The organism is Leuconostoc mesenteroides subsp. mesenteroides ATCC 8293, from assembly GCF_000014445.1.
GTDB classification, from domain to species: domain Bacteria; phylum Bacillota; class Bacilli; order Lactobacillales; family Lactobacillaceae; genus Leuconostoc; species Leuconostoc mesenteroides.
Genome location: NC_008531.1, coordinates 1,962,408 through 1,975,414, shown reverse-complemented (window position 1 = coordinate 1,975,414; position 13,007 = coordinate 1,962,408). Strand labels below are relative to the sequence as shown.

The window sequence follows — 13,007 nt, the reverse complement described above, 5'->3', positions numbered from 1 at the left end:
GCATTTTTGTACATGGATTTGAGAAAATTTTGTAACATATGAGATTAAGTTGACAGAAAAAGAATTTCATAGTAGAATGAAATTTCTGTGAATAGCATAAATACTAAGTAAGATTGACATTCGGGGTGAAGAGAAGCAGTGGTTGGTGAAAACTGCGCAGGTGTCGTTATCTGAAATACAGCTATTAATATTTAAGCGTGGCAACACCATGTTATCAAATGTTAAAGTGATGCGTTTTTGACGCGTAAGCTGGGTGGTACCACGGATTTCTGTAAATGTCGATTCGTCCCTTCTGTTTTATAACAGCAGGGACGTTTTTTATTGCAGAAATATAGTTCTTATTCGCGGGAGATAAACATGGAAAACAAACTAACTACCAAGTTATCGACGACATTGTTGATTGTTGTAATTATTATTTTAGCTACTGCTGTTATTGTCTTTGGACTATCGCCGAGTGTGCCGATTTTGCTAGTGATTAGTATGATTGTCCTAGTCGCTCGGTTACGAGGTGTGAGTTGGCAAGAAAGTCAAGCAGCTTTGATTAAGGGAATCACTTCAGGTATAGCACCGTTGTTTTTATTTTTACTAATAGGCGCCCTGATAGCACTTTGGCTTGCTACCGGTGTAATCCCTACGATGGTTTGGGTTGGATTTAAAATGCTAAATCCCCAGTTCTTTTTACCAACTGCTTTGTTAACTTCCGCCGTAGTAGGAACGTTAATTGGTAGTGCGTTTACAACGTTATCAACTGTGGGTGTGGCGTTAATGGGTGTAGGAACGTTAATGGGCTTAAATCCAGCGTTAGTCGCTGGAACTATCCTTTCTGGCGCTATTTTTGGGGACAAAAGTTCTCCCTTGTCTGATTCAACTAACCTAGCAAGTGCCATTTCAGAGACGGATTTATTTGCGCATATCAAAAATTTAATGTGGACAACATTACCTGCTTTCGGGATAACATTTCTTGTGACAATTATGCTTGGTCTCGGCCACCGTTCGGGTGCGGGAACAACACAAAAAATTGCTTCATTATTACCATTATTGCAACCAACGTGGTGGGCTATTGTGCCACTCTCTGTGCTGGTAGTCACCGCTTGGTTTAAAATCCCAGCTATTGCGGCCTTAATGATTAACATTTTGGTTTCCAGTGTGGCTTTTTTAGCACAACACAGTGTATCTGATTTTTCTGACTTATTAGTTCATGGTTTCAAGACGACAAGTAACAATCCTACCTTAATTCTTTTACTGAATCGTGGCGGTATGTCTTCAATGATGGATACCGTAATGATGATTATGTTAGCCTTAGCGCTTGGTGGTCTATTAGATGGTTTGGGTATATTGAAAGCTGTAATGGCACCTGTTGTAGGACATTTGCAATCCCAAGGATCAGTAGTTTTAGCAACGCTATTAACAGGTATTGGCGCCAACTTTTTGGTTGGGGAACAATATCTAGCGACTATTTTACCTGGGCAGTTATTTAAAGATAGCTTTACACGTGTGAACTTATCTGGGCTGGCGTTGGGAAGAACAATTGAAGATAGTGGTACAGTAACAAATTACTTAGTACCGTGGGGTGTCGCTGGTGCCTTTGCAGCGCAAACACTAGGTGTATCGGTATTAGCTTTCGCACCATTCACGCTGTTTGCATTGTTGTCGCCTGTGATGTCAATTGCTTCTGCGCTAACTGGTATTGGGTTGAAACAAATAAAAGATTGAAAAATGCTATTGGTTTACTACCTCTAGATCCTTCAAATACCAAGCATTCATTGCAAAATGCCCAGAACCAGAAATTGGAGAATTTAATAATTTAAAGCCAAATTTTTCGTATAAAATACAAGCAACTTTAAGATCATGATTTGTTTCCAGATAACAGGACTTATAATGAGTGCTGGCAAAGGATAACGCGGTTTCCATCAATTTTCTGGAGATTCCTAATCCTTGTGCTTCAGGAATTAGATATAACTTTTGAAGCTCACAAATTCCTTGTTCATTGTCAAATGGTGCAATCCCGATACCGCCAACTATTTTATTATCTAATTCGACTACCCAATATTTTGCGTTATCTAAATTATCATAGTATTCATTGAGGCGGCCCAATTGGGGATCAAAGTATGCAGTCCCTTCAATAGCAAAGTTTAAAGATTCTAGAGATTCTTGGATAATTTTTTTCACAATCAAATTATCCTCTTTTTTTATTGTTCTAATAATCATAACAAGCATGCTCCTATCAATGATATATAATAGATATTAAACAACGAAATTGTTGCTTATGTCCATATTTGAGGATATAGTATCACTATTTGTGGACTTAGTCAACTAAATGAGGGATTATGGATAAAGAAATTATTGATGATATCAGACGGTTTAACCGCTTCTATGCAACTGTTATAGGTATGTTGGACAGCAAAATTTCAAATACAGAATACTCTATCACGGAGGCACGAGTCTTATTTGAGATAAGGGAAAAAAACGGTGAATACATAGCTAATGATCTAGTCGCTAAATTAAATATTGATAGAAGCTATATGAGTAGAATTCTTCGTAAATTAAAGAAAGATGAATTGATTGAAAAGACAAGGTCTTTAAATGATAGCAGGAAAAACTCTCTAAGTATCACTGATGACGGCATTAAAGTGTTAGAACATGTTAATGATTCAACAGACGCGCAAATATTGAAACTTTTTAATGGTTTAACAAAGGATGAAGTGCTAGAAATCAGAGATGATATGTATAAGATACAGCAATATCTTGATAAATAGACTGTTTTGTATGTGATTGTGAGTGTTACCAGAAAAATAAGATGAACAGTAGCAAAACCGCTAATAAATTTTTACTAGCGGTTTTTTGCGTATTTTTTAATGAAGTAAACGTGAAACAGTATTAATGTTTATGTGAAATAGGTGTATGGGAACATTGTCACGTATATATTGTGGATGGTAATGTTATGAAGAACATATTTTTAACGACACAGATTATACTAAATGGTGGACAGTACCATTCTGAATGAGCCATGATTTGTGAGAACTGATGTCATCAGAGTTCCAACAAGGTTATACAAGATATAGAGGAAAAACGTATAATCATGCAAGGATGGTTTAAATGTTGATGAACGAGTATCGTAAACCGATGTAATTCAATGATTTGAAGTCTCAAATTGATGTCACTTTTTTGCATTCGGTAAATTGCTTTGATAAACTAAATATTATAATTTTAGAGTGATCGAGGGAAGAATATGATACCAGAAGATGCGGTGCAATTACCCAAAACAGCCAAATTCGTTTGGTTGATCCATGATGTCATTTGGTTTTTGTTTACATTTATAGGACTAGCCACTGTCTATATCCTTTTTTTACAATCGAAAAGGGATATTTATACAAATATTGCTTTAGTCTTCATGTTAATAGTTGTGTCGATACCGCTTATTCATATGGCGTTGATTAATTATTTTTACCATTTTAGGCGTTACTACATAGATGACCATGCGGTTTATATTTATCGAGGATTTGTATTTAGAAAAGTAGAAACTATTCCCTTAAATCGTATTCAAAATGTTGATACAACACAAGGACCTATTTTACGCCAGTTCAAATTAATGGACTTGTCAATCAAAACTGCTGCACATGGTTTTAAGATTAGAGAAATTGAGGAATTGACCGCAAAAAAAATGCGAGGTCAATTGGTAATAGCTGCTTTACATGCACGTGAGGTAGCTTCCGATGATTAAACAACACCAAAGTCTATTTGCTGTTTTTATAAATTTGTTAACTAATATAAAATTGATTATATGGCCGGCTCTTTTGGGGCTATTCAATATGAATGAGAGCCGATTCACATATTTTCCTATCATTGTGATTGTTACCTTATTACTTCTGTTGCTAAGCGCTTGGGTACAGTGGTTTTTCTTTATCTTTGAGTTTGATGAACACGAATTAACTGTAAAAAAAGGTATTTTCAATAAAAATCAGCTGCACATTCCATTTGAACGAATTCAAACGATAACGCGTACGATACCTTTTTACTATCAACCTTTTCATGTTGTGCGCATGCAAATTGATACGTCAGGTCAAGGAAAACCAGATGTGATTTTTGATGCATTAACTATAAAACAAGCTAACCTAATTGAACAAAAACGTCGGGTTGCTCAAAATAGTATTCAGAAAGAATTTGAGACAATTGAAACAACGAAGCTTCAATATCAGGTGACCACAAAGGAATTGATCGTCTATGCGTTGACATCCTTGGGTGGGTTAGGTGGCGTTGTCGTATTATTCACGATTTGGTCTCAAGTTGATGAGATGTTACCAAAGAATTTAAAATCGAGTTTTGAAGATTTCTTTAATCATCAATCTGTGACAGGACTTTGTATTCTTTTTGTCTTAACCGTGATTGTTGGTATATTTATCGGTTTTTTCAGAATATTTAATCGATATTTTAATTTTAAAATTGAACATCAGAACAATCATTTAGATATCTCACGTGGGTTTTTAGCGCATAAAACGATGCAACTAAAACTTAATAGAATACAAACGATACAACTTCGTCAAACAATGTTAAGGCGTTTGGTAAGATTAGTGAGTGTTAATGTGTTGCTTTCGGCGAGTCAGGATGAAAAAGATGCCCAAACGGTTCTGATTCCTGTGGCGTCAATAGATAAAATCATGACCACTTTAAAAAAGGTCTTAACGTCTATTGATTTTGATGTAGATCATTGGCAAGTGAGTAATATTGATAAAGCGGCTTGGTATCAGGTCCGTTTCAGTGTTTTGCGCAACATTTTTATAATGACTTTGGTAATTTCGGTTGTCATGTTTTATTTTCCAAGTATGTTGCAAAGATCATATATGTTGCTATTCTTCATCATCATGATGGTGATAACAGCTATACTAATTCTGAAGAACACACTGACGATTACCGAGCAAAAGCTTGGTTTTAATCAAGAATTAGTGTATATACAGCGAAGCGATGGTTTTAGCAAGGAAGGTTATTATATTCGTCGTGATAAAATTCAAGGGGTGCGAGAAAGCGGGTTCATAACAGTTTTTAGAAAAAAAGCACTACACCTTGATGTCATTGTAAGGGATGGCAATGGGCATCATATTATTCATTTGCGATATGTACCACAAAGTACGGTTAATCATTTTAAACAGTGGATGAATACGGGACTTTGAACTTTGCAATAGACAATGTCAGAATGTATTTTGTCGACACTTAATAAAAAACGTAAAACACTTATAGGTGTTTTACGTTTTTATATTTTTTATTTTAAGTTGGTGAATAATTGTATTTACTTTTTAAAAGAATTTAATTAACATAACGCCACCAACCATGAAAAATAAACCCAGAAGTTGAATGACTGAAATGGGATTTTTCTTAGCTCCAAACCACCCAAATTGGTCTACGAATAAACTGCCAGCAATTTGGCCAACTAAGACAATGACAACTACCAATCCAGTACCTAGTAAAGGCACTAGATAAACATTTCCTAAGACAAATAGAGCCCCAATGATACCGCCGACCCAAATCCACCAAGGTTGTTGTGAAAGTTGGATAGCTTGTTTTGCTTTATGAGCATAGTGATTTATTAAGACAATAATAAGCAGTGTTACGAACCCGACTAAGAATGAAATAAGAGCTGCCTTAAGTGAGGAGTTAATTACTTTACCTAAATGACCGTTAATAGCTGTTTGGAGAGCGCTAAGCATACCGGTTACAAATCCCAGAAATTGCCAAGGTAATCTTATGTAGTTTGACTCATTATTTTGTGAAGTTGCTTCTTTTGGACTGTTTTTTTGCTTTAATACTAGTTGTGTTAATGAAACAGAAAGAAAGACGCCGGCTAAAACTAGTAGGGCGCCCACTCCTCTAAACCAAGTAAAATCATGTTGCTTAGAGTAAAACCAACCAAAATTATCAATGAGCATACTCATGACAATTTGACCAAGAATTGGCATAATGACAGTTTGGACACTACCTAATTTGGGGAATAAGACAATATTACCGGTTAAATAGATGACACCTAGCGCACCACCAATCCAAATCCACCAAGGTTCAGTTGAAAAAAAGGAACCACTAATCGTGGGAGAATGAGTAGTTACTAGTGTTACAGCTATTAGAAAAAGTGTTCCAACACCAAATGAAACTAACGAAGAATTAAATGCAGAACCAAGCACACTGCGAAGTTTGGAATTAACTGCGGTTTGTATAGGCAAGCCAAAACCAATGACTAATCCAAGAATAAATAAAGGCATGACGGTTTCACCACTTTCTGAGAAATATCTGAATCATAAGATACATATGATTTAATCAACATAGATATTATCCTAGGAAAATCGTATGGTTTTGTCAAGAATTTCGATTGAGAGAGAAAATTGATTAATTTTATAACTACTACAATGAAAAATAACTTTCCAAAAATTCAGCTACGCCGTCTTCTGCATTGCTCTTAGTAATGTTTGTTGATACTTTTTTAATCGATGGGATGGCATTATCCATAGCTACTGAAACTCTGGCTAAGCTCAACATAGAGTAATCATTTGCTTCATCACCAAAGGCCATTAAATTATCTGGAGTCAATGACAACTGTTTGAGTAGTTTTGATAATGCAGCGCCCTTATTAACCTTATTTGGAACAAACTCTAATAAATTTCTTCTTGATCTGACAAAATTTATATTTTTAGTTAGTATGGGCGTGTGTTGGAGAACGTTTTCTAAATAATTTAACTCTGCGTCCGTGGCGCAGACGACAAACTTATTAAACATCAGATCTGGAGTTAATTCAGATAAAAGTTTTTCTGAATAAGGAATAAGTTTCCCTACTAATTCAACATACCCAGATTTTCCAAAATCTTTAATAGAATATACGCTGTCTTGCGTAACAAGGTCAATTGGCAAACGAATATTATGTATTAAGTTAAACACTTCATCAACGTCTGAAAGAGTAAAGACATGATTGATTAGATTTTGATTTGTATATATGTTTTTGATAATTGCTCCGTTAAATAGAATGGCGTAATCATTATTTTGATTCAATTGCAGTTGTGAAAGGAAAGGCTGCACGTTGGGGAATGGGCGACCAGTGGTCAGCACTATGCTTTTTCCCATAGTGTGTAGACTTTGTAGAACTTTTATGTTCCTTTCGGATAAGGTTTTATTTGGCATAAGCAGCGTATTGTCCATATCTAGGGCAATCATTTTTATTTTATTTGTCATTTGTTATTTTCTCCATAGGATTGATTTGTGATATAACAGTCTTAAGACGATCGAACTCACTTTCTTTCAATTCACTGTCGATTAGAAATGTTGGTTGTTTGGTACTGATTTCGGTAGATTCAGTAATAATTAAATCAAATTGATTGACATTGTTTGATGAATTATCAAAACTATTTAGCGCATGAATAGTCAGTGCGCATGGGACAGTACTGTTTTTTTTAATGACAGTTTTAAATAAGTTCTGGCTGTATATTGGCAGGGATGTAACCATCAATATGTTCAGTTTGGTCTCTTTTTGCTGAGATAGGCTGAAATTGTAGAATATCATGGCTAGAACACTGATTTGATCTGGAAGCAAACCGTAAGGAAATAAATGGTTATATAAAGCGCTATCAGTTAATTGATTTAGGGATTCTACAACATACTTTTCAAAAAGTGGTTCGTGATATAAATATTCGTAGACAGTAATATTCTGATAACGAACAGCGTACCAAAACGGTTTGAGTTGAGTCTGTATTTCTCGGATCAGTATTTTTCTTTCAGTATTTTTACTGGTGATGTGAGAAATAGTCATAAAAGCATCAACAATGTGCTCACTTAGAATCAAGAGGTCTTGAAACGAGTGTGAGCTAAAGTGATCATCCTGCTCTTTGGTAACACTAAGAAGTTGTAGTGTTAAAAATAGTTTCACAGAAGTTGGTATGTGAATCGAAAAATTAGTTTCTGCTACAAGAGCATAGTCTTGAATGATATTATGTTCTCGCCGATTTGTAAATGATGTAATATCAGAATCATTGAACAGCATTTCTTCAGTAATAGGATGATGGCTACTATACATTGAAGAAACAACAGAAAAAATAGTGAGTGTCAATGCATTAGAAATAGAGATACTTTTTTCCAAAGAATCTTTGTACATATTTTTCAATTTTTCACTGACTAGTAAAAATTTGGAGTGAGAGGGTTCTCCATCTAGTGAGTGAATAAAGTAGTTAAGCGGGTTTCTGTGACTTTGCAGTAGCATCAGACTGTTATATGCATGGACTAATAAATCATAGCGAGGTTCCTTAAACTCAAAACCATTTTTCTTAGAAAATTCAGGACGAAATTTTTTTCTCTTTTTTAAATCTGCGATATCGCGTAATACGGTATTTCTGGATACATCAAATAAAGATTGAAATGCAGATAGAGTCCATTTTTTTAAGGGGAGGGCAATACAAATATCCATGATCTGCTGCCGTTCATACGAAGTAAGGTATTCATCGGATGGCGCGTGTGATAGCTTATTTTTTAATACAGAAATTTGAGAATCTGAAATTTTTGTGCTTGGAACAAGAAAAGGTTGGTTTGATGAACGTAAATCGGAATTCGCTGCCTGAAGTAGATAATAAATTTTACGGCTAGACAAGTTCAAACGATTTGCCATGGTCTGTACGTTTGGTAATAGTTCTTGTGTGGCTATATAATTAATAAATTTCGCATAATTCATGTTTGACACTTGCATTTTTAATCGTTCCTCTCCTATATGTGAACAAATAATATCATCCCTAGTTTATGTTTATTTTACAATGTGGAAGAGAAGGTAAACAGTCTCATTAGAGCGCTCTTTTTGTGGCGGAATGGGACTGTTTTTTTATTTTATCATGTTTAATAATAGAGTTGTAGCAAATAATGTAAGCGCATACATTTAAAGTTTAGTTATTTATAGAAAGGGTTTAAATACTATGGTAAAAGCAAAGAATGTTCAAGAAGCAACACGTGAAAACTGGATAGAGAATACATTTCCAGAGTGGGGAACTTGGTTAAACGAAGAAATTGAAGCATCACAAGTACCGGAAAATAATTTCCGAATGTGGTGGCTGGCCAATAATGGTGTTTGGCTTAAAACACACGAAAATACCAACATTTTAGTAGATTTGTGGAACGGTACTGGAAAACAATCGCATGGGTCCGGTTTAATGAAAAAAGGGCACCAGATGATGCGAATGAGTGGTGTTCAAAAAATGCAACCCAATCTACGTTTGCAACCATTTGTTATTGACCCATATGCTATAAAGAACGTAGATGCGCTCCTAGTAACACATATCCACTCAGATCACTTAGATATTAATACAGCAGCAGCTGTGCTACAAAATAGTAGCCCCGAAACAAAATTTATTGGGCCTCAGGCAGTCGTTGATATCTGGGAAAGTTGGGGTGTGCCAGCTGATCGTACTGTTGTAGTTCATCCAGGGGATGAGGTCACGGTAAAATCGGTAACGATTAAAGCTTTAGAAGCCTTCGATCGCACAGCTTTATTAACGGTAGAGCCAGATGTGAAAATTAAAGGTGCTTTACCACAGGATATGGACGAAATTGCAGTGAACTACTTACTTAAAACATCTGGTGGCAATTTGTATCATGCGGCTGATTCCCATATGTCTAATATGTTTGCTAAGCATGGTAATGAAAATGATATAGATGTTGAAATTATTAATTATGGCGAAAACCCAAGAGGAATTACTGATAAGGTTACGTCAATTGATGTACTTCGTTCAGCAGAAGATCTAAAGGCAAAGGTGGTTATTCCAGTTCACTATGATATTTGGTCTAACTTTGATGCTGATCCACAAGAAATTGTAAAACTTTGGCAAATGAAGAAGGACACGCTTAATTATCAGTTCCATCCATTTGTATGGAAGGTTGGCGGGAGCTATACATTTCCACAAGATAAGGATGAAATCCAATACCATTATGATCGAGGATTTTCAGATGTCTTTTCAACGGACAATGATGTGCCATTCCCATCATTCCTCTAAAGGAGCAATAAAATGACGATGCTTAAATATTTTCATGATAATGATTTGGTACGTATTTATGATGAGACACCGCAAGATTGGCGTGAAGCACTACGTATTGCCAGTGAAAATTTAAAGGAAAAAGAAATTATCACTGACGCTTATATAAATGAAATCATCAAAAACGTCGAAGTCAATGGTGCGTATATTGTGATAGTTCCAGGAGTTGTAATGCCACATGCATTGGCTACTGGACCCGGTGTTTTAGGTACAGGTATTGGCTTCGCTAAATTCAGTGAGATGGTGTCTTTTGAAGAAGGAAATCCAGAAAAACAAGGAAAACTATTTTTCACACTGGCTGCTAAAAACGAAGAACAACACTTAGAAAACATTCAAAATTTGATGGCTTTATTAATGACCGATGGCATGATTGAAGCGTTATCTAATATCGAAACACTAGATGATTTTAATCAAGTTATGAATCATTTTGAGAGTATCCCTGCAGAATAATGAGGAGAATAAAATGGATAGCATACTAGCAGGAATATTAAAAATTTGGGAATTCTTTGCTGATAATATTTTAACTCAGCCAGCATACATGATTGGTTTCATTGTATTGATTGGGTATATGTTGGAAAAGAAACCTTGGTATGAAAGTTTGGCTGGGTTTTTAAAAGCCACGATTGGTTATATGATTTTGATAGTGGGGTCAAACGGATTAGTAACCAGTTTTCGTCCGATTTTAACAGGTTTGAAAGATCGTTTTCATCTTACAGCGACAGTAATTGATCCGTATTTTGGTCAAAATGCTGTTACGGATGGATTAGAGAAAACATTTGGCCGTTCGTTTGGTGATGTGATGATTCTGTTGTTGATTGCATTTGTTTTTAACATTTTGCTCGTTCGATTTTCAAAATATACAAAATTACGAGCAGTGTTTACAACAGGAAATGTTCAAGTGCAACAAGCTGCGACAGCATTCTGGATTCTACTCTTTGCCATTCCTAGCTTAGGACGAATTGAAGTGCTGCTGGTGATGGGCGTGTTACTCGGTTTATATTGGGCGGTTGGATCGAATATGACCATCAAAGCAACACAACAACTTACAGATGGTGGCGGATTTGCCATTGCGCATCAGCAAATGTTTGGAATTGCTTTGGTTGCGTGGATTTCCGACAAAATGAAAAAGTCTTCTGATAAAAGCAAGACTAAATCAGCAAAACGTTTAGAAGATATAACGCTTCCTGGGTTTTTGAGAATATTCAATGAAAACATGGTAGCAACGGCTATCCTGATGTTCTTGTTCTTTGGAATCATCATGGTTGTGTTAGGAGAAAACTATTTCCATCAATTGTTTATTACTAGTAAGGGGACTTCAGGATTAGCCCAAGGAACTAGTTTCTTCTTCTACATTTTGACTACATCATTGGGATTTGCTGTCAATTTGGCAATTTTACAACTAGGGGTTCGTACCTTCGTTGGCGAATTAACTGAAAGCTTTACAGGTATCAGTGACACAATCTTGCCAAATTCTGTGCCTGGAATTGATGTGGCAGCAACATTTGCTTTTGGAGAACAAAACGCAGTAACAATCGGTTTCTTGTTTGGTGCATTGGGTCAATTCTTAGCTATTGGTGCATTGATGATCTTTCATTCACCAACAATTATAATTGCTGGTTTTATCCCCCTCTTCTTCGATAATGCGGTCTTTGGTGTTATTGCCAATAATCGTGCGGGTGCAAAAGCGGCGATGATATTACCCTTCTTCTCAGGCATTATTCAAGTAGTTGGCGCTGCGCTAATTTCAACATGGATTGGTATGTCTAAGTTTGGTGGTTACTTGGGTATGTTTGATTGGGATACGGTTTGGCCAGTGTTTACAGTTATTTTGAAATACTTAGGTTACTTTGGAGTAGTGCTGGTAGCGGCAATCTTACTCTTGATTCCTCAACTAGAATATCGTAAAGATCCAAAAAACTATTTCTTAATGGTTGAGGATTACGATGCATATAAAGAAAATAAGGGAATTGAATAAAACAATTTGTAATTAAAAAGAAATGGAGAAATTATTATGAATATTTTAGTATCTTGTGCCAATGGATCGGGTACCAGTTTGATGATGATGAAGAGTGTTGAAAAATCAATGAAAAAACTAGGTATTCCAATCAGTAAGATTAATCATACAAGTATTGCTGAAGGAAAGTCGACAGCAAGTCAGTATGACGCAGTTTTCACACCTTTAAACTTTGTCAGTATGTTTGAAGATGCCAGTAAAAAAGGTGTGACGGTCGTTGGTGTGAAGAATGTTATGAGCGATAAAGAAATCACCCAACGCATCATTGATGAAACAGATTTTGAAGAAAAATATAAAAAGTGAGGATATGATAATGACAAAACCTAATTTACAAATAGCCTTAGATCAAAATACATTGGCAGATGCAGCAAGAATTGCTCATCTAGCAGGACCAATTGTCGATATTGTAGAAGTTGGGACAATTCTAGAATTACAAGCAGGCCAGCAAGCCATTCGCGTACTGCGAGAGATGTTTCCAGATAAGATTATTGCCTCTGATACAAAATGTGCTGACGCGGGGTCGACAGTCGCACAAAATTCTAAGGATGCTGGGGCTGACCTGATGACAGTAATTGATTCAGCTACAATTGCAACAATGAAATCAGCTAAATCTGTGTTGGATGGCATTCAAGTTGAGCTCTATTCAGCATGGAACTGGGACCGGGCTAAAGAATGGCAAAAAATTGGTATCGAACAAGTCATTTATCATCAAAGCCGAGACGCATTATTAGCAGGAGAGGTTTGGGGTAAAAAAGATTTGGACATTGTAAAACGTTTTGTGGATATGGGGTTCAAAGTATCTGTTACAGGTGGACTAAATATCGATACGATTAAATTATTCAAAGGCGTTCCCGTATACACATTTATTGCTGGTCGTGCAATTACAGGGCAAAAGGATCCTGCTAAGACAGCCCAAGATTTTCAAAATGAGATTAAAAAGTATTGGGCGTAAC

General features: G+C 35.9%; 13 protein-coding genes. 9 read left to right on the top strand and 4 right to left on the bottom strand.

From position 1 onward, the window contains the following. The first annotated feature begins 357 nt into the window (after positions 1-357). Positions 358-1,713: a Na+/H+ antiporter NhaC family protein gene (locus LEUM_RS09765; protein WP_011680527.1), complete on the top strand. Its 1,356-nt coding sequence runs from the start codon at positions 358-360 to the stop codon at positions 1,711-1,713. A 6-nt stretch (positions 1,714-1,719) separates the two neighbouring features. Here the strand turns inward: LEUM_RS09765 and LEUM_RS09760 are convergent, their stop codons facing one another. Beyond that, positions 1,720-2,208, bottom strand: a complete 489-nt coding sequence (locus LEUM_RS09760; RefSeq protein ID WP_011680526.1) for a GNAT family N-acetyltransferase — start codon at positions 2,206-2,208, stop codon at positions 1,720-1,722. A 119-nt stretch (positions 2,209-2,327) separates the two neighbouring features. On the opposite strand from LEUM_RS09760, the gene LEUM_RS09755 reads away from it, so the two are divergent. From LEUM_RS09755 to LEUM_RS09745, 3 genes are all read left to right on the top strand, one after another. Further along, entirely contained in the window at positions 2,328-2,756 is a 429-nt protein-coding gene (locus tag LEUM_RS09755) for a MarR family winged helix-turn-helix transcriptional regulator (RefSeq protein ID WP_011680525.1), read from the top strand. 473 nt (positions 2,757-3,229) lie between these two features. Continuing rightward, a complete protein-coding gene (locus LEUM_RS09750; RefSeq protein ID WP_011680524.1) occupies positions 3,230-3,721 on the top strand; it encodes a PH domain-containing protein in 492 nt (163 codons plus the stop codon). A gap of 88 nt (positions 3,722-3,809) precedes the next feature. Next, on the top strand, positions 3,810-5,165 hold the full coding sequence (locus LEUM_RS09745) for a PH domain-containing protein (RefSeq protein ID WP_242824523.1): 1,356 nt from the start codon (positions 3,810-3,812) through the stop codon (positions 5,163-5,165). Positions 5,166-5,288: 123 nt separating this feature from the next. On the opposite strand, the gene LEUM_RS09740 is transcribed toward LEUM_RS09745, so the two are convergent. The 3 genes from LEUM_RS09740 to LEUM_RS09730 all read right to left on the bottom strand — a co-directional run bounded on the left by LEUM_RS09740 (position 5,289) and on the right by LEUM_RS09730 (position 8,707). Continuing rightward, positions 5,289-6,245, bottom strand: coding sequence for a DMT family transporter (locus tag LEUM_RS09740; RefSeq protein WP_011680522.1), 957 nt, complete (start codon positions 6,243-6,245; stop codon positions 5,289-5,291). Between the two features lie 139 nt (positions 6,246-6,384). Then, on the bottom strand, positions 6,385-7,206 hold the full coding sequence (locus tag LEUM_RS09735; RefSeq protein ID WP_010285656.1) for a Cof-type HAD-IIB family hydrolase: 822 nt from the start codon (positions 7,204-7,206) through the stop codon (positions 6,385-6,387). Then, a complete protein-coding gene (locus LEUM_RS09730) occupies positions 7,196-8,707 on the bottom strand; it encodes a BglG family transcription antiterminator (RefSeq protein WP_010285658.1) in 1,512 nt (503 codons plus the stop codon). Before LEUM_RS09730 ends, LEUM_RS09735 begins: the two co-directional genes overlap by 11 nt. Positions 8,708-8,927: 220 nt before the next feature. On the opposite strand from LEUM_RS09730, the gene ulaG reads away from it, so the two are divergent. Genes ulaG through LEUM_RS09705 form a run of 5 tightly spaced genes read left to right on the top strand, consistent with a single transcriptional unit; the run spans position 8,928 to position 13,006 of the window. Beyond that, positions 8,928-10,001 carry an L-ascorbate 6-phosphate lactonase gene (gene ulaG / locus LEUM_RS09725; RefSeq protein WP_011680521.1) on the top strand — a complete coding sequence of 358 codons (1,074 nt, stop codon included), beginning with the start codon at positions 8,928-8,930 and terminating at the stop codon, positions 9,999-10,001. A gap of 12 nt (positions 10,002-10,013) precedes the next feature. Then, positions 10,014-10,490, top strand: a complete 477-nt coding sequence (locus tag LEUM_RS09720; RefSeq protein ID WP_011680520.1) for a PTS sugar transporter subunit IIA — start codon at positions 10,014-10,016, stop codon at positions 10,488-10,490. A gap of 13 nt (positions 10,491-10,503) precedes the next feature. Further along, positions 10,504-12,015, top strand: coding sequence for a PTS ascorbate transporter subunit IIC (locus LEUM_RS09715; RefSeq protein WP_011680519.1), 1,512 nt, complete (start codon positions 10,504-10,506; stop codon positions 12,013-12,015). 36 nt (positions 12,016-12,051) lie between these two features. Further along, positions 12,052-12,357 carry a PTS sugar transporter subunit IIB gene (locus tag LEUM_RS09710; RefSeq protein ID WP_011680518.1) on the top strand — a complete coding sequence of 102 codons (306 nt, stop codon included), beginning with the start codon at positions 12,052-12,054 and terminating at the stop codon, positions 12,355-12,357. A gap of 10 nt (positions 12,358-12,367) precedes the next feature. Then, positions 12,368-13,006: a 3-keto-L-gulonate-6-phosphate decarboxylase UlaD gene (locus LEUM_RS09705; protein WP_011680517.1), complete on the top strand. Its 639-nt coding sequence runs from the start codon at positions 12,368-12,370 to the stop codon at positions 13,004-13,006. Position 13,007: the final 1 nt, after the last annotated feature.